The organism is Methanoculleus sediminis (assembly GCF_001017125.1).
Taxonomy (GTDB): domain Archaea; phylum Halobacteriota; class Methanomicrobia; order Methanomicrobiales; family Methanoculleaceae; genus Methanoculleus; species Methanoculleus sediminis.
In genome coordinates, this window is record NZ_JXOJ01000002.1 from 595,010 (window position 1) to 616,903 (window position 21,894).

Below are 21,894 nucleotides of genomic sequence, written 5' to 3' on the forward strand. Positions count from 1 at the left end.
TCCGGGGTGATCCGTCGTCGGTTCGACGGATTCATTTATTGAGAAGAAGTTTCTTCAGCGAATCCAGTTCCCTCCTGTCCAGACCCTTTATCAGGACCATTATCATGACGTACAGAACCATGCCGCTCCCCACCGCAAGGAGGAGATTCTGCACCGAACAGACCGGGATAAGCAGTATAATCCCGGCCATGACCCCGGATGCGGCGACGCTCTTGAAGATGGACGACCAGTATATCCTGAATCTGATATACCTAACGGAGAAAAGAACCGCTACGGCCGCCGTAATCGTGTAGGATATCAGGGTAGCGATTGCAGCACCGATAAAGCCGACGAACGGGATGAGCAGCAGATTGAGAAGAAGATTGGAGATCGCCGCAAGCACGTGAATAAACAGGTTGAACTGGTTCTTCTTCACCAGATGGGTGATGTTGATGACGATCTGGTAGATCCCTGCCAGCAGACCGGAAAGCGCAATAAAGGGGATGACGACCGCTCCCGACGCAAACTGGGGGGTGGTGAAAAGATCCAGGATCGGGCCGGCCAGAGCGGACAACCCTACCACGGCGGGTATGGCCGCCAGCAGGAAATATTTCAATGAAATACTGAGATAGAATTTCACCGACTCCATCTCCAGCCGGTCATACAGTCGCGAGAGCTCGGGAAACAGGATCAACTGAATCGGATACATCAACTGGAAGATCAGCCCCCCGATGACGTATCCCGCAGAATAAATCCCGACGGCAGTAACCCCCAGGAAGAAGCCGACGATGAACCGGTCGCTGGACTCGGTGATCCACCGGATGAGTGAATTCGGGGTTATCGGCGCCGAGTATCTCAGATATTCCTTAATATAGGTAAACCTCGGCAGGGCAAACCCGATACGGCGTACGATGAGAGCAAGGGATATCATAATCTCCAGCAGCATGATGATGAAGATCCCGCCGATCACGCCGATGAGGCCGAACCCCAGTACAAGAAGGATCAGGATGAGTATCAGCCGCCCGAAACTGTTGAACAGGGACAGGGCCGCGTAGATTCCGGTCTCGCGGCTGATGCGGAAATAGAATGTCGCCACCAGGTCGACGGCGGTGAGCAGGATCAGAAACGAGCCGGCTTTTACGAAATACGAGGCCTGAATATCGCCAAACAGCGTCACGGCCAGGAGATCCGAGAGTAGATAGACCGCGAGCGATATCGCAAACCCGGTGAAACCGACAAAGAAGACGATCGAGTAAAAACCCTCCCGGATAACACCCTCATCTTCTTCTGCGGCCAGAAACCGGAGAAACGCCATATGAAGTCCGACCAGGGCAAGGGGATAGAGGAGAGAGATCGTGACGTTGATCTGTGCCCAGATCCCGTAGCTGTCGGGCCCCAGCATCTTGGTGACGATCGGGAGGAGGAAAAACCCCCCGAGACTGATGAGCATCTGGGTTATCGCTATGAGGCCGATATCCCTCGCGACTCTTTTATGTGACATATTGTGGCATCCCGGTGTTCCGGAGGAGACGGCAGCACTGGTACCGTTCACGGCTAAAAGGTAACCCCTCATCCGGCCGATGGGCATGGACACACGGTGCGGGAGAACGACGGCGATCGAAGGCTGCGCGACGGGAGGGGTCGGCATGCCCGGACCGTGGGTTTTACTCTGAATGATGCCCACGCCGGCCGGCTGCGATCGCCGATGATGACGGGATGCATGAGGCGATAGAATCCTATCGCCCGATCATCGTTTCGTCCCCGGTCTGCCGTGAGGATAACGCAGCCCGCCGCTGCCGACCAGCCTCGCCAGACGACTGCACGTTCTCGGGATCTGTACCATGTTCGGAAGAGGGTCGTCGAGACAGAGGTTGGTCCGCGATCGCGCGTCAAAGCACTCCCGTATGATATCGATGCCGGATGCCGGGTGAGCGCACAGGTGGACCGTGTCTTCGGGAAACGGCCACCGGAACGTTATCCCGGTGTCGTACCGGAAAACCGGCTCGATATCGCCGTTTAATGCCATGTTGGCCAGCAGAACCGGGAAATTAACGCCGGAGGCGATGGACAGATCGAGAGATCCCCAGAACTTCGGATTGATCTCCATCAGCTTGAACACGCCGTCCCGGTCGTCTTTCTTAAATTCGACCATGGCTACCCCGTGCCATTGTAACGATTCGAGCAGTTTCAGGCCGATTCTTTTCACGTTCTCGTCGTAGATGCTCTCCGCACAGGTGCTGGGGCCCCCGGTTACGGGGAACTCCCGTTTCCGCCTGTGCATGAAGTATGCTCTCACCTTACCATGGTTGAAGAGGGCGAAGAATCCATACCCCGCTCCCGGAATATATTCCTGGAGCAGATACCCGGTGAGATCGAGGCGCTCAAATCCCTGTGGGGAGTCGATATAGCGGATTTTGCCGGATCCGTACGGATCCTTTGCCACGACGGGAAACTCGGTGATATCCTCGACCGACATATATTCACCGGGAATGGGAACATCAAGAGTTGACGCAAACTGCATCGTCTTTTGCTTATTGCACGCAACCTGCATCGGCTCATACTCCGCCACGGGAATCCTGGCGAAAGGGAGCAGTTCCTTCTTATGTCGTGAGATTGCAATAGTGGAGAGATAGCCGACCGGAACAAGGACGTCGACCGGATTTTCCTGGATGTAATTCCCGATGAAGTCGATGAACTGTTCTTCGTCATCGGGATCGGGGCACAAAACTCTGTCATGGCAGTACCGTGAATAAAATGAGACGGCTCTGTGATCGGGCGACACGGCTGTGACATGAAAGCCAGCTCTCCCCAGACTTCTCACCGCCCCCAGAGTATGCGTGTACGCGGCGTCGGTGATCAGCACCTTTACCTGTCGATCCATGTTCCCCCTTCATTTCCGTGTGATACAGTAGCGGACGAGATCGTTCCCGCAGATCACCCACGTTCTTCCCTCTTTCCATACAGCAGGATTTACCATGAGGCAATAATGAGGATGCGGCATACACGACAACAATCAAAAAGATTTCTGCCGGGCAGGATCTGCACGAGAAATGTCTTCCAAAAGACGCGCGAGAACCATCTTCCTCTAATAAAGCCCCAAATTCACCGTCTCCGGTGCGGCCTCGGCAACGATGTAACAGCACATTATACGTCCTCGACCCTCGGATGCACCGGGTGGAATACCGCCGGACAACCTGTTCCCATGAGCGGAGCGAATACGCTCGTATGATGCGAAGAACCGCTCCCCATCCTACCGCATACCGGGTTTGCACGGTTAATCCCGGTACGGCGTCAACTCATACCCCGGAAAGCGGGTGCGCCGGGTGGAACCGCCCGTGAAAGTGAACCGTATATACTCGCGGAGAGGAAAGGAATGTATGCACCGGATCATCGACTGGAACGAACTCTGGAAGGCGCTTCACGCGGGTTCGTCCGAACGTGCCGAAAAAGACCGCGATCCCGCCGCCCACTGGGACAAACGCGCCGCCGCCTACCGGCGGATCACCCAGGACGAGAAGAAAGCGACCGAACATGAACTCGCGATCCTGGACGTACGATCCGGCGACACCGTGCTCGATATGGGTGCCGGGACAGGGAGGCTGGCCGTGCCGGTTGCCCGGACCGCCGCCCACGTGACGGCCCTCGACCCCTCGGAGGGCATGCTCTCCGTCCTCCGGGAGCGGATGGCGGAAGAGGGGCTCACGAACTACTCCACGGTCACGATGCGGTGGGAAGATACGGTTATCTGGAAGGATATCGATCCGCACGACGTCGTCGTCGCGGCGTTCTCGCTCGGGTTCTACGACCTCGCCGCCGCCCTGGAGAAGCTCGATGCCGCGGCTCGCCGGTCGGTCTACCTCTTCTGGCACGCGGGAGAGTGGCGGAACCCCGACGAGATGGCGCTCTACCGGGCGGTCTTCGGAGAAGAAGCGACCATGCAGAAGGGCTACCCGGACTACATTTACCCCGTCAACATCCTCCACGACGCCGGGATCTACCCGAACGTCACGATATACCGTGCCGTCTGGGACGCGGTCTACGACTCCCCCGAAGAGGCCGTCCGGACCTGGGTGGCGATGCACAACCCCGGGATGGAAGACCTCGCCCCCATCAGGGAGTACTTCACCCGGGCACTCCGCAAAAACGAGTCCGGGAGGTACGTCGAGACGACGGTGCGCCCGACCGCAGCGATCTGGTGGGAGAAAACGAACGGTTAGCGAATACACCGTAGCAGCCCGGCAGGATGCAGGCATCCGTTCCGAAGAAGCGCCGTCTCCGGAAAAACAATACTGCTATTGTGATTATGGAGTCACCTATATCCGACGTCGAGAACCAATATACCTTTTCGTATTCTCGTTCATACCATGACAGGAAAAAGTCTGTCTGGTGCGACCACGGTTGCCGTCGCCGGCATCCTCGTGGCATTCCTGGTGGCGGCCGGGTGTGTCGGCGGCCAGCCGTCCGATTCTTCGGTATCACAACAGATCACGGTAACGGGCTCGACGACGGTGCTGCCCATCGCAGAGAAAGCGAGGGAAGCGTTCGAAGACGAATACCCCTCCGCCGGAATCATGGTGAGCGGGGGAGGCTCGAGCGTCGGGATCAAAGCCGTCGGCGAGGGCACCGCGGATATCGGCATGACCTCGCGCGACCTCAAACCCGAAGAGGTTGCAGGCTACCCCGGTATCGTCAGGCACCACGTCGCCGACGATGCGATCCTTCTCATCGTTCACCCGGAAAACACCGTCGACCGCCTCACGCTTGACGGGGCGCGGGGCATCTACAACGGCACCTACACGAACTGGAACCAGGTGGGAGGATCCGATCGGCAGATCGTCGTCGTCGGGAGAGACAGTGCCTCGGGGACGCGGGAGTTCTTCTCGGAATACGTGCTGGAGAAAGAAGACTTCACCAAAACGCAGGAAGAGTTCAACTCGAACGGCGGAATCCAGCAGAAGGTCTCCCGGACTCCCGGCGCGATCGGCTACGTCGGCCTCGGCTACACCGAAGGCGTGAAGGCGCTCTCGCTGGACATCGACGGAACCGCCGTCGAGCCCACGCTCGAGAACATTACGGGTAAAAACTACCCGATCAGCCGGCCGCTCTTCATGCTGACGAACGGAGAGCCGGACGGTCTCGCACGGCAGTACCTCGACTTCATCATGAGCACGGAAGGACAGCAGATCGTGGCGAGCGTCGATTACATCCCGGTGCAGGGGTGACCCCGCCTCTCTTTTGATCGACCGGAGCGACCATGAAGAAAGAACAGGCTGCACCGGTTCCGTTCCAGAGCTTCGGGCGGCTCCGGCGACCCGGGATCGGCCTCATCTCAGCCGGGGCAAAGAGACAGCTCGTCGATAGAATCGTCGGCAAACTGCTCCTCTTCGTCGCGCTCTTTGCGATCGTCACCGTCTTTTTCATCATCGTCTTCCTGCTCCGCGACGGCTACCAGATCGTTCTCGAGACCGGCATATGGAACTTCCTCGTCGGCCAGGACTGGAACCCGGCGGGGCGGGATCCGGCATACGGCGCATTCCCGCTCATCGTCGGCACGGTCCTGGTGACCGCGCTCGCGATGGCCATCGCCGTCCCGCTCAGTATCGGTACGGCCGTCTTCACCGCGGAGATCGCCGGTCCCCGGACGAGATCGGTCGTCAAACCGGCCGTCGAGTTGCTGGCCGGCATCCCCTCCGTCGTCTACGGGTTCTTCGGCCTGATCCTCCTGGCCGACTGGATCCGCATCGCCTTCGACCAGCCGTCGGGGTCGAGCTGGCTCGCAGGCTCGATCCTCCTTGCAGTCATGGCCATCCCGACGATCACGAGCGTCGCCGAGGACGCCGTCAGTTCGGTCCCCCGCGAGTTCAGGGAAGGCAGCCTCGCTCTCGGGGCAACCCACTGGCAGACGATCAAGAATGTCGTCGTGCCCCGTGCGCTCTCCGGCATCGGCGCGGCGATCATCCTCGGGATGGGGCGCGCCATCGGCGAGACGATGGCGGTGCTCATGGTCACGGGGAACGCCGCCGTCATCCCGGACCCGATAACCGACATCTTCTCTCCCGTGCGGACGCTGACCGGGACGCTGGGGATCGAGATGGGCGAAGTCGCCTTCGGAAGCACGCATTATCACGCGCTCTTCGGCGTCGCGGTGATCCTGCTCGTCATCACGCTCGCCGTCAACGGCGCGGCAAGGGTCATCGTCAACCGGATGCAGGCTACGGCGCGGCCCAAACCGCATCGGGCACTTACAGCTGCGGCCTCGCGCATAACCCACGCCGCATCGGCACCGTTCGGGAGGCTCGCCCACCCGAGGACCTCGCAGCGATGCGCGTTTCTCCTGATATCGCTCTCGGCTGCGATCGTGCTCGCGGCCCTCGGGGTGATCCTCTTCGAGATCGTCGTCAACGGCGCCGGGGCGATCACCTGGGAGTTCCTGACCGGGTCCCCGAGAGACCTCGGGCGAGCGGGGGGGATCTTCCCCGCGATCGCCGGGACGTTCTGGCTCGTCACGGGGGCGCTCGCGGTTGCGTTGCCCCTCGGGATCGCGACCGCCGTCTACCTCATCGAGTACACGGCCGACACCCCGCTGACGCGGGGCATCCGTGCCGCGGTGGACCTGCTGAACGGGACGCCGTCCATCGTCTTTGGGCTGTTCGGGTTTGCATTCCTCGTCCTCTTCCTGAACTTCGGCGTCTCGCTGATCGCCGGGCAGATCACCCTCGGCCTGATGATTCTCCCCACGATCATACGGACGACCGAAGAATCGCTCCGGTCGATCCCCGGCTCACTCCGGGAGGGAAGTTACGCTCTCGGGGCGACGAAGTGGCAGACGATCCGGCGGGTGGTTCTCCCCCCGGCGCTCCCCGGGATCCTCACCGGAGCGATCCTCTCCATCGGGCGCGCCGCAGGCGAGACCGCTCCAATCATGTTCACCGCGGCGGTCTTCAGCAGCAGATACCTGCCGTCGTCGCTCGCAGAACCGGTGATGGCCCTTCCCTACCACCTCTTCGTCCTCACCACGAGCATTCCGGGGGCGAGCACGCAGAGCTACGGGACCGCGTTCGTGCTTCTGCTGCTGGTCCTCGCGATCTATCTCGCCGCAATCCTTGTACGGCGGCGATACAACCGGGAAAAGGTGATGTAAAAAATGGATGAATCCACGATCCTCGAGACAAGAGACCTCAACCTCTGGTACGGGCAGAACCACGCCCTCATCGATATCTCGATCCGGATCCCGAAAAACAGGGTTACGGCGCTCATCGGGCCGTCGGGATGCGGGAAATCAACCCTGCTCCGGTGCTTCAACCGGATGAACGACCTCATCGACTCATCGCGAATCACCGGAGAGATCCTCTTTAACGGGAACGGTATCCACGACTCCCTTGCGGACGTATACGCGATCCGCGAGAAGATCGGCATGGTCTTCCAGAAACCGAACCCGTTCCAGAAGAGCATCTACGAGAACGTCGCCTACGGCCCCCGCATTCACGGGGTGAGGGAGAAGAAGGCGCTCGACCGTATCGTCGAAGAGAGCCTGAAGGGTGCCGCGCTCTGGGACGAGGCAAAAGACCGCCTTCATGAACCCGCGCTCGCCCTCTCGGGCGGGCAGCAGCAGAGGCTCTGCATCGCGCGTTCCCTCGCGGTCGAACCCGAGGTGATCCTGATGGACGAACCCTGCTCCGCCCTCGACCCCATCGCCACAGCAAAGATCGAGGACCTCATCATCCGGCTTGCCCGGAACTACACCGTCGTCATCGTCACGCACAACATGCAGCAGGCGGCACGGGCCAGCGACTACACCGGGTTCATGTACATGGGAAAACTGGTGGAGTTCGATATGACCACGAAGATCTTCGAAGATCCCGGCGAAGAACTGACGGAGAACTACATCACCGGACGGTTCGGGTAGGGAGACTATGGTAGAGAAATTTCATACGGAACTTGCGTCCCTGAAAGGGGACGTCCTCGTGATGGGCCGCCTCGCGCAGGGCATGCTGCACCGGTCGATGGAAGCGCTCCGGACACGGGACGCGACGCTCACCGGATCGATCGACCGCGACAAGAAGGATCTCGCGGATTACGACCACGAGATCGAACAGAAATGCCTGAGACTCATCGCCCTCCACCAGCCGATGGCAAAGGACCTGCGGACGATCGCAGCCTCGATGAAGGTGATCACGAACCTTTACCGCATCGGCCGTTACGGGAAAGACATCGCCATCGTCGTGCCCGATCTCGCCGACGCTCCGCATGTGGGAAACCTCGTCAGCATCCCCCATATGGGGAATCTCGTCGAGGGGATGATCGCGGATACGCTGATCGCATTCGAGCGCGAGGACCTCTCCGTGATAGACAACATCATAAAGCAGGAGGAGGTCGTCGACGCCCTCAGGTACTCCATATTCCGCGAGTGCCTCACCTACATGATGGAGGACCCGAAGAACATCACGCGGTGCACGAACTACGTCATGATCGCCCGGTACCTCGAACGGTGCGGGGACCACGCGTGCAAGATCGCGGAGAAGGTGCACTACATGGCGACGGGGGAGCGGATCGAGATCCGGTGAACCGTCCGGCACGATAAGAGCAGGTCGAAACCGCCGTGGATAGAGCAAAGGCCCCCACAGGCCATTTTTTATACCCGTAAACGAATCACTCAAGCAGAGATGCAGAACCAGCAGCCCGTCAACCTCAAGGGCATCGCATGGGCGGCGATGCAGCAGTATGGTTTTATCCCCGGATTCCCGCCGTCCGTCCTCCGCGAGGTCGGGGGGCTCGACGCAAAGGTCTTCCCGGAGACCCTCGACGACCCCCGCGACCTCCGCTCGCTCCTCTGGTCCTCGATCGACAACCACGACTCACAGGATCTCGACCAGATCGAGGTCTGCGAGGAAGGGCCGGACGGTGCGATCCTGGTCAGGGTCGCCATCGCCGACGTCGACGTCTACGTCCCGAAAGATTCGGAGACCGACCGGCACGCCGCCCACAACGGAACATCGGTCTACACCGGGGTCACGACCTTCCCGATGCTCCCCGACCGCCTCTCGGCGGGCATCACCTCGCTCCTGCCCGGACGTGACCGGATGGCGATCGTCATCGAGTACACCGTCCTTCCGGACGGGAGCGCGGTGCCCGGCGACGTCTACCGGGCAATCGTTGCGAACCGGGCAAAACTCGTCTACGAGGAGGTCGGCGACTGGCTGGAGGGGAAAGGGCCCGTCCCGGAGACGATCGCGGAGACACCCGGCCTCGCGGAGCAGGTTCTCCTCCAGGACGAGGCCGCGGTGCGGATGAGGAAACGCCGGACGGAGAGAGGGGCGCTCGCCCTCGAGACGATCGAGGCCGAACCGCTCGTTGAGGACAACCGGGTCCTGGGCCTCGTCGTCCAGGAGCAGAACCGCGCCCGGTGCCTGATCGAGGAGTTCATGGTCGCGGCGAACGGAACCCTGACGGTGTTCCTGAACGCCGCCGATCTCCCCATGATCCACCGGGTCGTCCGCACCCCGAAGAACTGGGACGGAATCGTTGCCGAGGCGACGGAGCGCGGCGAGACCCTGCCCGCCGAACCGGACGCCGAGGCGCTCACCCGGTTCCTCATCCGGCAGAAAGCAGCCGACCCCGACCGCTTCCCCGACCTCTCGCTGACGGTGGTGAAACTGATGGGGGCGGGCGAGTACGTGGCCTTCCGGCAGGGCGACGAGCCGATCGGCCACTTTGCTCTCGCCGTCACCGACTACACCCACGGCACCGCCCCGAACCGGCGCTACGTCGACCTCATCATCCAGCGGCTGGTGAAATCCGTCTTCGACGGCGAGCGCGACCAGCCCTACACGCCCGCCGAACTCGACGAACTCGCCCGGCAGCTGACCGACCGGGAGAAGGCGTCGCAGAAGGTCGAGCGCTACGTCCGGAAGGCCGCGGCCGCGGTCCTCCTCCAGAAGCGGATCGGCGAGACGTTCGATGCGTTCGTCACCGGCGCCTCGGAGAAGGGGACGTACGTCCGGCTGATCGACCCGCCGGCCGAAGGAAGGATCGTGCTGGGCGAGCAGGGGCTCAGGGTCGGCCAGAGGGTGCGCGTCCGCCTGATGGAGGCGGACCCCTACAAAGGCTTCATCGACTTCGGGCGCACCCGGTGAGGGATACCCCTCTAAAGATCGGCACGAAAAAGAGGAGATTTATCGAACCCGGCCCAGGTGGACGTCCACCTGCGGGAAGGCGATCTCGATTCCGGCCCCCCTGAACGCCCCGACGACGTCGCGGTTCAGGTCCCACTGGACGCCCCAGAAATCCGACGTCTTCGCCCATGCCCGGAGAGCGAGGATCACCGAAGAGTCGGCCAGTTCGGTGACGATGACCACGGGTTCCGGCGACGAAAGCACCCCTGCGTGGGCTGTCATCAGATCGGTGGCGACCCGGATCGCCTTATTCAGGTCGCTGTCGTAGGCGACGGCGACCCTGACCTCGACGCGGCGGGTCTCCATCCTGGTGGAGTTGATCACCGGGCTCCCCCAGACGAGGGCGTTCGGGATGGTGATGTAGGTGTTGTCGGGCTTCAGCAGCTCGGTCGCCATGATACCGACCGAGGTGACCGTCCCGGATATGCCGTTGACCTCGACGAACTCACCCCTGTCGATGGGGCGGAACGCCGCCAGCCAGACCCCGGCGGCGAGGTTGGTGACGGTGTCCTGGAGGCCGAAACCGAGGATGAGCCCGATCACCGCCGAGAGCCCGAGCACCACGGAGGAGACGTCGAACCCGAGCGTCGCGAGGACGACGAGGGCGAGGATCACGTAGAGCAGGACAGAGAAGAACCGGATCAGGAACTCGATGACCAGACCCGGCAGGTTCGAGGCCCGGGAGAGCATCTTCGTGAAGACGGACGTGAGCACCTTCACCACGATCCATCCGATGATCGCGACAAGCACGGCGAGAACAACGCTTTCGAGCGTGATGTCGGAGAGCGGAACGGTGAAATTGAGGATTTCTGCGATCTCCATGCATCAAGATGGCACGGGAGGTCAGATATACCGAACCCTCCGGATGGAGGAAAGGAGGGAGGATGCGGTTTACCCGCACCCCGCAAAAGAGCTGAACCGGGCATAAGCCCGGTGCCCCCGCGCGGGGCGGCCGGATTCAGTACCCGAGCAGCTCCCGGATCAGGACCAGGGTCACCCTCCCGTCGGCATCCTCGCGGTCGAGGATCACGTGCTTGCCGATGTAACTCCCGGTATTGTAGGCGTGCTGCGCACGCTGGTTCTCGAGGGGCAGGCAGTACTCCCGGCACCGCCGGAGGGCATCGTCGACGGTCGGCACGATCTTGTTCGTCCCGGAGACGAGGATGAGGTGCGCCGCCGCGTGAGGCCACGCCCCCATCCGGCTCCCGGTCTTGTCGCACCCGACGATCTCGCCCGAGGCGGCGATCGCCTGCACCCCGGAGAGGAAGTAGTCCGCGGCGACGCTTTTCCGGCGGAGCGCGTGCCGCTTCCCGGTGTCGTTCTCGGCGGTGATGACCGCGTGGTAGTCCCGCCATCCCTTCGGGTTCTCTTTGAGCACCCGGTCAAACCCCATCTCGACCAGGGTCGTCGAGTAGCCGTTCATGACCTCGGCTCCTTCGGGCAGCAGATCGACGACCGTCCGGAGGGCATCTCCCGCCGTATCGACGAGAATCACCCTTACATTCCGGGCCTCGATCGCCTCGACCGTCTTCTTGAGCGTCGCTTCGTCCGGCGTCCGGCTCCACCGCTCCGCATCGACCCCGGCATCGGCCATCAGGTTGGCCGCACTGTATTCCGTGGCCTTCGCCATCTGCTGGGTAACATTCGCCATTCAATCACCTCGCGGTCGGGGGATGCGATCCCACATATACTTCTCGATGAACAGGGCCGTACCGGTTTCACGGCAAGGAAGGTTCCGGCGTGTTTTTTTGGTATTCCATCCCACAAGAGACTATGAAAAGATGTTACCTCGTCGTCATGGCCTTCCTCCTGGTGCTCGCGGCCGGATGCAGCGGTCCTGCCGAAACAGAAGCCGTGGAAGAGAACGTGACCACGGAAGACCTCGCGGGCTTCGTCCGGGAGGCCGCCGACTATGCGGCGAGCGCCGGAGAAGACGCGGCCTTCGCTGAATTCAACAACGAGGCGGGCAGGTTCTCGCGGGGAGCCCTCTACGTATTCGCTTACGATTACAACGGGACGCTCCTTGCCCACCCCTACGAGAAGGATGCGATCGGCACCGACCGCGGAAACTGGATCGACGTCCGGGGGCTGCCGGCGATCCGCATCGGTGCGGCTACGGCGGCAAACGGCGGCGGGTACATCGCCTACCTCTACCCGGCACCCGAGAACGGGTCGATCGACGAGACGGCGGGAGATACCTACATCCCGAAGATCGTCTACGTCGCCCCTGCCGGTGAGACGTGGTGGGTGGCTTCGGGCGTCTACCTCTCCGGCGCGGCCGGGCCCGGAACCGAGCCGTATCCCGAACCTGTCTCCGCGATGGTCGGCCTCGTCGAGCGCGGTGCCGCCTACGGCCGCGAGCAGGGGGCGGAAACGGCGTTTGCCGAGATCTCGAACGCCTCCGGGATGTTTGTCGATCCGGAAGGGCATTACCTCTACGCCTACGACTACAACGGGACGCTCCTTGCCCACCCCCACCTGCAGGACTCGATCGGCACGAGCCTGATCGGGCGGCAGGACCCGTTCGGGATGGAGAACATCCGGGCGCTCAGGGATACCGCAGAGTCGGGAGGAGGGTTCATCGTCTTCGTCTGGCCGAACCCCGAACAGGAGAACCGCGACGAACTCAAGATCGGCTACGTCCTCCCGGTCGACGATACCTGGTGGGTCGGCTCCGGGGTCTACCTAAGCGAGATCACGGGAGAGAGCGCACCCCTCCCCGGCACCCTGAAAGATCAGGGGGCCTGACCGGCCCCCACCTCTTCGCTGTCCCATACGAGGGTGCTCTTCATCTCGGTCATGATCACCCTCGACCCCGGGGGAACCCGGATCGCGTCGCCGATATCCTCGGGCGTTTGTGCCCAGACGACCTGGTGCCTGAAATCTCCGTCGGGCAGCAGCACCACGACGCTGTAGGTGTTCATGTTCTCCTCGGGAGTGCCCTCTTCCTCTCCCGGGGCTACGCGGTAGCACGTAAACGTGACCGGCCCCGATTCTTCCCCCATCTTCTCTTCGACTTCGCCTCTCATACGCGTTCCTCATCACCCGGGTGAGCGCCGGGCTCTCGGGGTTTCGAACGCCCCTCCCCGGACTGCGGGAGACCGCGCCCTCCGCCCGCCGGAAAACCCGCCCCTCTCCCGGGAGCCACCTCCTCTGGTGCCCTCCTGATAATAAGCTTGCCCCGTGCCGCAGCCTTCGCGTGCGGGGGATGGGTGGTGTGCCGGCGGCGTCGAAAAAAAGTATACCAGGGTTCTTACGCTACGTGAAGGAACTCTTCAACCAGTTCCCGGATCGCTTCGTTGTTGCCGTAGAGCCTCTCGCTCAACCCCCGGTCGTCGAACGCCTTCAGGGTAGAGATCCTGCTCTCGATCATGCCCGCCGGGAAGATCCCGTTCTCCTCGAAGACCGCCCGCTTCGCCTCGAGCGCCTCGGCGGACTCGACGCAGGAGGCGGGAAGCTGCCGGAACTCGGCAAGCCGCTCCTTGAACTCGGGGCGGAAGATGTTCCCGCTGACATAGAGTCTCTCGGCCGCCTCGAGCGCGCCGGGCATCTCGATGCCGCGGAGCGCCGCCACGATAAGGCCGGCGACGATCAGGTAGGGATCCGCCGAGCCGTCGGCGACCCGGTACTCGAACGTCTGCTTTGAGGGGCGGTTCGGCGTAAGGCCGTTCTCGCCGGGGTTGGCGTCGCGGGTCATGCCGTCGGCGCCGACCCAGCCGAGAGGCACCCGGACCACGACCGAGCGGTTGCGGTCGCCCCAGCAGACCGTCGTCGGGGCTTCCTGGTGGGGGACGAGACGGAGGTAGGAGGTCGGGATGGTGTTCCCGAAGGCCGTCAGGGCGTCGGAGGCGTCGAGGATACCGGCGATCATCTTCCGGGCGAGCGGGCTCAGTCTGCCCTCCTCGACCAGCAGGTTCCTGCCGTCCTTCTCGACGAGCATGTGGAAGTGCATCCCGCTTCCCGCCTTGCCGACGGTGATCTTCGGGGCGAAGCTGATCTCGACGCCGTACTGGTTGCCGAGCATCCGGAGAACCCACTTCGCGACGATCAACTGTTCGACCGCCTGCTCCACCGGCATCGGCAGGAACTCGATCTCGTGTTGCTCGTAGTAGGCATCGTCGTTATAGAAGCATCCGACCTCGGAGTGGCCGTACTTGATCCTGCCGCCGGCGCGGGCGATCAGCCGCATCGCCTCGTCCCGCAGGTCCGCGAACTTGACGAAGGGTTCGGCCGAGTGGTAGCCCTTCTGGTCGCGGCCGGGGTAGAGATCGTCCCGCGGGCTGATGACGTAGTACTCGAGCTCGCCGAGGGTCTTGAAGGTGTACCCGGTCCGGCGGGTGAACTCCTCGTCCGCCTTTCGGAGCACGTATTCGGGCGCGCTCTCGAGAGGCTTCCCGTCGCTGTCGTAGAACGAGCAGAGGAACTCGAGCGTCGGCACCTCGGCGAACGGGCTTACGAACGCCGTGCGGTACCGGGGGATGACGTAGAGATCGCTGCTCCCCGCCTCGATGAACGAGAAGAGGTTGCTGCCGTCGACGCGTTCGCCGTCCGAGATGATGGTATCGAGATGTTCTTTCGAAGAGATGACGAAATTGAGGGTCTTGAGCTTGCCGTCCTCGGCGGCGTATCGGAAGTTGACCATCTCAATTCCGTTCGCCTCACAAAACCGTATGATGTCCTCTTTCGTAAAATCAGCCGGATCCTTCTTGAGAAAACGTACCAGCTCGTTGGGGTTCATCAGGATCTCAGAATCTTTCATATTTTTTTAACGTTGGCTTCGACCGTATAAAAAAGAGTGTTCTCCTCTCCGCATCCGTTCGGGCGAGGGCATCATGCTCCCGGATATGGGGGGGATGCATCACCGGATCGAAGACAAAAACGACCTCTTGAGGGTTGAAAAAGGCAGCACGATCATCTCACAGTAGCCGCGCGACTGATAACGGCTCCGTTCCATCGCTAGCCCGCCCTGTCCGGCCTTTCGGGGATCTCCCACACCATCATCGGGACTTTCGGGATGGCGGCACCGGCCTCCTCTCCCCGGAACCCGGCCGCCTCCGCGAGCACCGCAAGACCAAGCCGGGCGTTCCTCTCCGCATACCCAAACGAGACACGGTCAATGGTGTCGTCCGGGGTATGGGCCGGGCCGTGCTCCTCGCAGTGGGTTGTCACGGCCGGGTAGCCCCGTTCCCGGAAGGATACGTGGTCCGAAGTGCAGGTATGGACGTTCTCGGTCAGGGTGAAGTTCGTGCCGTAGAGTGTGTTATAGTCGGCCATGAGTGCCGCGATGCCCGCCGATCGCTCGTCGTAGACGATGTCGAGGACCGAACGGTTCAGCGGATCGTAGCAGGACGAGTCGTAATTGAGGTAGAGCACGACCGGAACCGCCGCATCGGCCGCGTAGTCGATGCTGCCGAGTCGTCCGACCTCTTCGGCGTTCCAGAACGCGAACTGGACCGTCCGGTCGAACGAGTGCCCGCTCATCACCCGGGCGAGTTCCAGGACGATCGCGACGCCGCAGCCGTTGTCGGTAGCCCCCGGCGCCCGGGCGGGGTCTGATGACGTGCTGTCGTAATGCGCCCCCACCACCACGACTCCGTCGGAGGAGTCGCCGCTTCCCGGGAGCGTGGCGACGATATTATTGGGTTCGCCGCCCCCGGGCTCCACCTCGAGCCCCGTGATTGCGGCAAGCCTCGCGGAGAGGTACGCACCCGCGTCCCGGTTCCCGTCGGTGCCGTATGCCCGGGTCGAGAAATTCTGCAGGTCGTAGGTCGTGTCCCGGAGTTCGGACTCATCGATCTCTGCGAGCATCGCAGCGAGCCCGGGGTCGTACTCCCCCCCGGGGGTGCCGGTGGCGGCTGCCGGGGCGGCTGCAAGGAGAACCGCTACGCCGGCGAGCAGCAGAACTGAGAACGGCATCCCCGGGGAGCGGGCGTGCCACCGAGTGTATGTCCGGTGCGCTGAATCCCGTTTCATGCATGATCACGCAGAAGACACCGGAAGGAGGGGTAGAGGTATATACTTTCCGCCGGAAGACGAGAGCGTTATGATCCGATAAAGAGGGGCTTCCGGACTCGGGTCGGCGGATTTGCGCCCGGGAACCCGGATATGAAGACGCGCCTCCCGGGGCCAGGTATATATTGCACGGCAACGAGATCAGTCTCTCAACCCGGCCTTAGAAGGATCGCTACAGGAGCAGATATGCCCGACCGACCATCAGCAAGCGACGAGTCGACCCTCTTACGATGGATGCGGCTTGAGATCGGCAGGATCAACGACGGTGTCGTCGCGGAGCGCAAACGCCTCTCCCGGCTCCTCGCGGAAGAACACCCGTCATCCGTCACCAAGGGCGGGAACCGCTACGACTTCGACCGGGACGTCCTTCTTCACCTGGAGCAGGCACTCCCGGGCGAGTTGCAGCGACGGCTCCGGCTTCCGATCCTCTTCTACTTCGACTCCACGGTTCCGGACAGTTTCTTCCTCGCGGACGAGGCCGCCGTGCAGGCTCTCCAGGACCTCGGGGAGATCAGTTCCCTCCGCAGAATGCAGGGCGGGAGGCTCTGGATCGCAAAACCCCTCGCCTACGCCGTCGTGAACAGGTACCCGACGGTCATGCAGATCGTAATGGGGTAGGGGAATAATCCCCCACGGAGAACAGGATGATCATCTCTCCGGCACCCGACAGGGTACCCGCCGCCCGGTGGCCGACGACGGGATACGCGGCCGGCGAGGTGCTTGCCGGCCGGTCATCCACGTGCAGGCCCTCATCCATCGGCGAGACCGCTGGAGACGGCCGATCCTGTGTTCCAACGACGATACAGGCTATTAACCCGCCGACAACCAGTGCCTGAATGGCGACGGTCAATACTGTGGCCATCTTCTGCTGGGAGATTCTATCACCCCGCGTGCCGGTAGCGGGAATCTTATTTAAATTTTGTTAATTTTATACATCCGAATGATATGTAGTGGTACATATATCCCCTTGAGGTAACGGAAGGACGGCAACCGGCGGCCCGGGCTGTCCACGCACGGCGTCAACCGGAACGGCCTGAAAGCGGGTCGGAATCGCTCTTCTTCGCGACCGTCCTCCGGAACCGCTCAAACACCGGGCGGGTGACCTCGTCCATCTGCCGGTCGAAGTAGTCCACCCATTCCGCGACGAGGGCGATCTGCTCCTGCTGCGCGGAGAGGCGCTCCTCGAGGTCGTCGAAGGCCTTCCGGAACCGGCCGGCCTCCTCGACTCTCAGTTCGCGCTCCCGCTCGAGATCCTCTGCCAGGCGGGCGATCCGGCGCTCCTGCCGGGCCAGCGTATCCCGCATCACCTGAAGCTCGATCACCACCTCGGGCGGAAGCGGAGCGGCGGCCCGGTCGATCTCTTCTGCCGGTTCTTCCGGTGCAGCCGACTTCCTGCCGGACTTGACCTCTTCGACGATCTCATCGGACGAGAGCCCTCTCCCGGAGAGTTCCGCGAGTTCCCGGACGATCTTCACCGCCTTCTGCGGAAAGAGCCTGACCCGCCCGATCGTCCGGTAGGTAAAGAGGCTGTCGTAGGTCTGGATGAGTGCCCGAACATCCTGCTCCGAAAGTCCGGTGAGGTGCGCAATATCACCGATCTTCAATTCCTTCTCGTTCATGCTGCCGTCCTCCGCGCCCGCCCGCTTCCCGGGGCGGGAGCCCTACGTAACTCTTTGTCGTCATCAGGTATACGTACGTGCCGGATCACGTTTTTTCCCGCCGGCGTCCCAGTACTGATACATGAACCGGGGAGAGAAGGAGAGCACCGTGGATGGAACGACCGTCATCCGCAAGCCGGTGCGGTCCGCCCGCCTCCAGGTGCGGCCGGACGGAACCCTCCGCGTGGTCGCCCCCCCGGCGTTCGACGTCGAGGGATTCCTGCAGCGCAACGCGGCCTGGATCGAGAAGCGGCGCCGGGAACTGGACCGGCTGGCCGCCGACGGGCGCGGGCGGGAGGACCTGCTCCTCCTGCACGGGCGATTCTGCCGCCTGGTTCCGGCTGCGCGGTTCGCGATCGACGAGACTCGCGGGACCGTCGCCTGCCCGTCCGTCCCCGCTCTCCGGAGAGGGCTCTCCCGGACGCTGAAAGAGGAAGTCCTCGGCCGGCTGGAGGCCTACCCGGATCTCGTCGGCCGTAGAGAGGGACGGATCGCCGTGAAGATGCAGAAGACACGGTGGGGAAGCTGCTCGGCGCTCGGCAACCTCAACATCAACCTGCGCGTCGTAGCTCTCCCGGAGACGCTGCGGGAGTACGTCGTCGTCCACGAAGCCGCCCACCTCCGCGAGCAGAACCACTCCAAACGGTTCTGGCGTCTCGTCGGCGATCGTTACCCCAATTACCAGGCTGCAGAAGCCGAACTGCGCCGCTACTGGATCATCCTCGAGCGGAACCGGATATGGGGGACGCTCCGGGACATGCGGTGAACGGGGTATCAGGAGTACTTCCGCCAGAACATGGAAAGTCTCCTCGACTCACCCCACCGCTCGTCGAGCTGGTCGATGATCCCGTTGATCCGCTGCACCTGCTGGCGGATCTTCTCCGTCGTCTCGGCATCGTCGAGCAGTTCGGCACGCCCCATGATCGCCTGGAGCGGGTTCCTTATGTGGTCGGCGAGGAGAGCGAACTGCTCCATGTTCCGCTCGATCTGAGCGTAGGCTTTCGATTTCAGATCTTCGACCTCCCTCTGGGCGGTGACGTCTCTCGCGACGGTGACGACCCTCGCGACCTCGCCGTGCTCGAATATCGGGATCCGCATCTCCCGCAGAATCATGGTCCGGTCGCCCGATCTGATAGATCGCTCCGATGTCAGCGACCGACCGGTCCGAATGACCCGCTCGTAGAGTTGCCGTGTCGCGGGAGGGAGGAACGGCACGACAGCGAAGAGATCCTTCCCGACAACGTTTGTTTCGAGCCCGAGGTCTTCGCACCAGGCGATGAAGGCGTCGTTCGCGAGAAGAAGGGTGAGACGGGTATCGACAACGGTAACGGTGTCGGTGATGGCGTCGAGGACGATCTGGTAGAGACCCTCCGACTCCCGGAAGACGTACTCTGACTGCTTCCGGTCGATCGCGCCCGCGATGATATGGACGGCCGCAGAAAGAAGCGCCACGTCCTCGTCCGCAAAACGGGCGCCGTCGCCGTCCATATCAAACCCGAAAAAGCCGACGGCCGCTCCGTTCAGCCGGAGCGGGATCATCAGGGCCGCGGTAGCGCCGTGCCGCTCCAGGAACTCGCGCTCTCCCCTCTCCGGCCGCCCGTCTCCGGACACCCCGTTCACGATCACGGTCTCGCCTTCGAGAACCCGCACGACCCACCGGGGCGGATCGCCCTTGAAGAGGTTGCGGGACTCGCCCCGCAACGGAGCCTGACCAGCCCGGCACCATTCGTGCGTCGCGCCAAGCAGCGTCCGCGGGTCGTTGAAGAGAGCGAGATAAACCCTGCACGCCCCGCACGCGCGGCCGAGATCCTCGAGCGAGTCGTCGATCGCCGGATCGATCCCTGCCGTGTCCATGAACCGGGCGGGCATCGCCGCGACGGCCTGCTCGAGGCTGCAGCGGCGGCCGGGTGCATCTTTGCGCTTCGCATCGGCCTCGATACAGGAGAGGAGAAGCCAGACGTCGGCGGTTTCGGGGTCACGGACGGTGCTGAGCGTTATCCGGGAGGGAAATGAGGATGCATCCCTCCGCCGGGCGGCAACCGTCCCGGTCCACTGCCCGGCAAAGAGAGCGCGGTCGATGCAGTCCCGCCCCTCTTCGGGGGAGAGCCAGAGGCGGGTCACCGGTTTTCCGACCACTTCTGATAGGTCGTAGCCCCACATGGCAAGCAGCGAAGCGTTGGCAAAAGCGATACAGCCCTGCCGATCGACGATGCAGATCCCGGAGAGCGAGGTCTCGATAACCTGTTGCAGCATCGCAGCGGTGACGTCGGGCACCGTCTCGGGAGTCCTGCCGGCCTCCAGGCGGCTCGTCGTATTCGAATCCATACTCAGATTGTCCCGGGCGACCGATCAAAGGCGCCCCGGCCGTTCCGGGGAGCATCGGTATGCGACCTCCCCGGATGACCAGGATGATTAATCCCCGGGCCTGGTATTATAACTTTTCGTTTACGCTGCACCGATCCTTCCCCGCAAAAACACCGGGATCAGGCACCGGTTTCAGCCCTTCGCGAGTAACTGCGGTATGTCACGAGAAGTGCAGCGCCGATCAGGAGGAAGACGGCAAGCGAGACCCAGAATCCGGCTCCCGGCGGGATGAGGTTCACGACGTAGTCGATGCCGAGAGCGATGGCAAAACTGCCGATGAAACCGCCGATGGCGATGCAGGAGATGACCTCCGTCTTCGTCATCCCGAGCATTCTCCCGACGACGGAACCGACGATGCTTCCCGACCCATCGAAGGGGAGAGCCACGAAAGCGATGAGGCCGACGAAGTAGAGCCGCTCAAGCCACGGACGCCGGTCGAGGAACGTCCTGCCCGCTTCCGTCAGCCGGCTGACCCAGGGGCCGATGTAGGGGATGCGCAGGACCAGCGGAAAGTTCCAGGCCATGAAAAGCCCGCCGGCGAAGTCCAGGAACGCCAGGGCGAACGCGGCCAGCCACCACGGAATCCCGCAGAGGATGCAGACGGGGATGATCGTCTCCCGGCCGAGCGGCGGGACGATGTAGGCGACCATCATCCCGACGAGCAGGAGCCACTGCTCCGCCGGAAGGAAGAACCATACGACGGCAAGAAAGAGACCGCAGAGCAGGAACGGAACCGTGACCTTCAGCCAGCTCGTCGTATCGCCGTCATCGCCCCACATCTCGATCTGCCGCATGAACCGCCGTCACCTGCGGGTGATTCCCGCGCTTTCCGGGGCCTTCACTCCTCACCGGCAGGGCCGGTGGAACCCGGGGCCCCCCGGGTATTCAGGATACGTTCGATGATCTTCGACGAACTGGCAAGCGAACCGGGATACCCGGGTATCCGGACGACGTCCGCGTCGAGCCCGCGTTCCCGGAGTTTCTGCCGGAGATGCTCCTCGTCGAAATGCTGGTTAAACCCGAGCGTGATGATGTCGGGCCGGATCTCCGCTATCGGCCTGAACATATCGTGGAGGTCGCCGAGGAGCGCGTGGTCGACCGGCCTTAGTGCCCGGACCATCCGGAGCCGCTGGTCTTCCGGGAGGATCGGTCTCGGCTTATGTTTCACGTTCGCGTCCCGCGCCACGATCACGAAGAGCTCGTCGCCGAGCTCCCGCGATTCTTCGAGGTAGTAGAGGTGTCCGGGGTGGAGGATATCGAACGTCCCCGTCGCGACCACGCGGATCACTCGACCACCTCGAGGCGTGTCGCGCTGCCGTCCGCCCGGTAGCACCGCCAGTCCCGCTTCCCGTAGGGGTAGCCGACGATGATATGGTACCGCCCCACCGTGGGGAAGAACCTGAGATCCGCCGCCGACGGGGAGAGGACGCCGTTCGGGTGGCTGTGGGCGCTGCCGGCCTGGTGGGTGTCCAGCGGGAGCATATCGATGAAGAACGAGGCGCTCTCTTCCCCGACGACGGTGCCGGGTACCAGGTCGAGGTCCCGGATAACGCCGTCCCGCTCCCGCAGCACGGCAACGAATTCGTTCGGGTGATGTTCCCGCCCAAGTTCGAAGAGCATCGAAAGCAGATCCCTGCTGATCCCGCATATGGCCATTCTACTGAATGGTAGGGGAGAAGGAAACATAAGCCCTCGCGTCGGGCATGCAT

At 62.7% G+C, this 21,894-nt stretch carries 22 protein-coding genes; 9 read left to right on the top strand and 13 right to left on the bottom strand.

Annotated elements, in window-relative coordinates; all coding sequences use genetic code 11:
- Positions 1–31: 31 nt before the first annotated feature.
- Positions 32–1,480: an oligosaccharide flippase family protein gene (locus SZ63_RS05740; protein ID WP_048182487.1), complete on the bottom strand. Its 1,449-nt coding sequence runs from the start codon at positions 1,478–1,480 to the stop codon at positions 32–34.
- A 246-nt stretch (positions 1,481–1,726) separates the two neighbouring features.
- Entirely contained in the window at positions 1,727–2,842 is a 1,116-nt protein-coding gene (locus SZ63_RS05745; RefSeq protein WP_156168399.1) for a carboxylate--amine ligase, read from the bottom strand.
- 514 nt (positions 2,843–3,356) lie between these two features.
- Here SZ63_RS05745 and SZ63_RS05750 point away from each other — a divergent pair.
- The 6 genes from SZ63_RS05750 (at position 3,357) to SZ63_RS05775 (ending at position 10,112) form a co-directional block, all read left to right on the top strand.
- A complete protein-coding gene (locus SZ63_RS05750; RefSeq protein ID WP_048183707.1) occupies positions 3,357–4,196 on the top strand; it encodes a class I SAM-dependent methyltransferase in 840 nt (279 codons plus the stop codon).
- 147 nt (positions 4,197–4,343) lie between these two features.
- Entirely contained in the window at positions 4,344–5,201 is an 858-nt protein-coding gene (locus SZ63_RS05755; protein WP_048182490.1) for a phosphate ABC transporter substrate-binding protein, read from the top strand.
- Positions 5,202–5,233: 32 nt separating this feature from the next.
- Positions 5,234–7,120, top strand: coding sequence for a phosphate ABC transporter permease subunit PstC (pstC, locus tag SZ63_RS05760; protein WP_082122664.1), 1,887 nt, complete (start codon positions 5,234–5,236; stop codon positions 7,118–7,120).
- Positions 7,121–7,123: 3 nt separating this feature from the next.
- Positions 7,124–7,885 (top strand): phosphate ABC transporter ATP-binding protein PstB, encoded by a 762-nt coding sequence (gene pstB, locus SZ63_RS05765; protein WP_048182493.1) that lies wholly within the window; start codon positions 7,124–7,126, stop codon positions 7,883–7,885.
- A 7-nt stretch (positions 7,886–7,892) separates the two neighbouring features.
- Positions 7,893–8,543 carry a phosphate signaling complex protein PhoU gene (gene phoU, locus SZ63_RS05770; protein WP_048182496.1) on the top strand — a complete coding sequence of 217 codons (651 nt, stop codon included), beginning with the start codon at positions 7,893–7,895 and terminating at the stop codon, positions 8,541–8,543.
- Between the two features lie 99 nt (positions 8,544–8,642).
- The gene (locus SZ63_RS05775) at positions 8,643–10,112 is read left to right on the top strand and encodes an RNB domain-containing ribonuclease (RefSeq protein ID WP_048182501.1); all 1,470 of its coding nucleotides are present in this window, start codon (positions 8,643–8,645) and stop codon (positions 10,110–10,112) included.
- Positions 10,113–10,151: 39 nt separating this feature from the next.
- Here the strand turns inward: SZ63_RS05775 and SZ63_RS05780 are convergent, their stop codons facing one another.
- Both SZ63_RS05780 and SZ63_RS05785 read right to left on the bottom strand, forming a co-directional pair.
- Positions 10,152–10,973: a mechanosensitive ion channel family protein gene (locus tag SZ63_RS05780; protein ID WP_048182504.1), complete on the bottom strand. Its 822-nt coding sequence runs from the start codon at positions 10,971–10,973 to the stop codon at positions 10,152–10,154.
- A gap of 136 nt (positions 10,974–11,109) precedes the next feature.
- On the bottom strand, positions 11,110–11,802 hold the full coding sequence (locus SZ63_RS05785) for a lactate utilization protein (protein ID WP_241481254.1): 693 nt from the start codon (positions 11,800–11,802) through the stop codon (positions 11,110–11,112).
- A gap of 122 nt (positions 11,803–11,924) precedes the next feature.
- Here SZ63_RS05785 and SZ63_RS05790 point away from each other — a divergent pair, with 122 nt between their 5' ends.
- A complete protein-coding gene (locus tag SZ63_RS05790; RefSeq protein ID WP_048182507.1) occupies positions 11,925–12,899 on the top strand; it encodes a cache domain-containing protein in 975 nt (324 codons plus the stop codon).
- On the opposite strand, the gene SZ63_RS05795 is transcribed toward SZ63_RS05790, so the two are convergent.
- From SZ63_RS05795 to SZ63_RS05805, 3 genes are all read right to left on the bottom strand, one after another.
- Positions 12,887–13,180 (bottom strand): hypothetical protein, encoded by a 294-nt coding sequence (locus tag SZ63_RS05795; RefSeq protein ID WP_048182511.1) that lies wholly within the window; start codon positions 13,178–13,180, stop codon positions 12,887–12,889. The two genes, SZ63_RS05790 and SZ63_RS05795, sit on opposite strands and share 13 nt — an antisense overlap.
- A gap of 224 nt (positions 13,181–13,404) precedes the next feature.
- On the bottom strand, positions 13,405–14,910 hold the full coding sequence (locus tag SZ63_RS05800; RefSeq protein WP_048182515.1) for a glutamine synthetase family protein: 1,506 nt from the start codon (positions 14,908–14,910) through the stop codon (positions 13,405–13,407).
- Between the two features lie 197 nt (positions 14,911–15,107).
- Positions 15,108–16,067, bottom strand: a complete 960-nt coding sequence (locus SZ63_RS05805; RefSeq protein ID WP_241481255.1) for a M28 family metallopeptidase — start codon at positions 16,065–16,067, stop codon at positions 15,108–15,110.
- Between the two features lie 282 nt (positions 16,068–16,349).
- Between SZ63_RS05805 and SZ63_RS05810 the strand changes: the two genes are divergently transcribed.
- Positions 16,350–16,781: a DUF61 family protein gene (locus SZ63_RS05810; protein WP_048182521.1), complete on the top strand. Its 432-nt coding sequence runs from the start codon at positions 16,350–16,352 to the stop codon at positions 16,779–16,781.
- Here the strand turns inward: SZ63_RS05810 and SZ63_RS12930 are convergent.
- Both SZ63_RS12930 and SZ63_RS05815 read right to left on the bottom strand, forming a co-directional pair.
- The gene (locus tag SZ63_RS12930) at positions 16,759–17,025 is read right to left on the bottom strand and encodes a hypothetical protein (RefSeq protein ID WP_156168401.1); all 267 of its coding nucleotides are present in this window, start codon (positions 17,023–17,025) and stop codon (positions 16,759–16,761) included. The genes SZ63_RS05810 and SZ63_RS12930 overlap by 23 nt on opposite strands.
- A gap of 157 nt (positions 17,026–17,182) precedes the next feature.
- Positions 17,183–17,782 (bottom strand): MerR family transcriptional regulator, encoded by a 600-nt coding sequence (locus SZ63_RS05815; RefSeq protein WP_048182525.1) that lies wholly within the window; start codon positions 17,780–17,782, stop codon positions 17,183–17,185.
- Between the two features lie 121 nt (positions 17,783–17,903).
- On the opposite strand from SZ63_RS05815, the gene SZ63_RS05820 reads away from it, so the two are divergent.
- A complete protein-coding gene (locus SZ63_RS05820) occupies positions 17,904–18,587 on the top strand; it encodes a M48 family metallopeptidase (protein WP_048182528.1) in 684 nt (227 codons plus the stop codon).
- Positions 18,588–18,595: 8 nt separating this feature from the next.
- On the opposite strand, the gene SZ63_RS05825 is transcribed toward SZ63_RS05820, so the two are convergent.
- From SZ63_RS05825 to SZ63_RS05840, 4 genes are all read right to left on the bottom strand, one after another.
- Positions 18,596–20,146: a PAS domain-containing protein gene (locus tag SZ63_RS05825; RefSeq protein WP_048182531.1), complete on the bottom strand. Its 1,551-nt coding sequence runs from the start codon at positions 20,144–20,146 to the stop codon at positions 18,596–18,598.
- Positions 20,147–20,304: 158 nt separating this feature from the next.
- A complete protein-coding gene (locus tag SZ63_RS05830) occupies positions 20,305–20,979 on the bottom strand; it encodes a small multi-drug export protein (RefSeq protein WP_048182534.1) in 675 nt (224 codons plus the stop codon).
- 44 nt (positions 20,980–21,023) lie between these two features.
- The gene (locus SZ63_RS05835) at positions 21,024–21,473 is read right to left on the bottom strand and encodes an adenylyltransferase/cytidyltransferase family protein (protein ID WP_048182537.1); all 450 of its coding nucleotides are present in this window, start codon (positions 21,471–21,473) and stop codon (positions 21,024–21,026) included.
- Positions 21,470–21,841, bottom strand: coding sequence for a Mov34/MPN/PAD-1 family protein (locus SZ63_RS05840; RefSeq protein WP_048182539.1), 372 nt, complete (start codon positions 21,839–21,841; stop codon positions 21,470–21,472). Before SZ63_RS05840 ends, SZ63_RS05835 begins: the two co-directional genes overlap by 4 nt.
- Between the last annotated feature and the right edge of the window lie 53 nt (positions 21,842–21,894).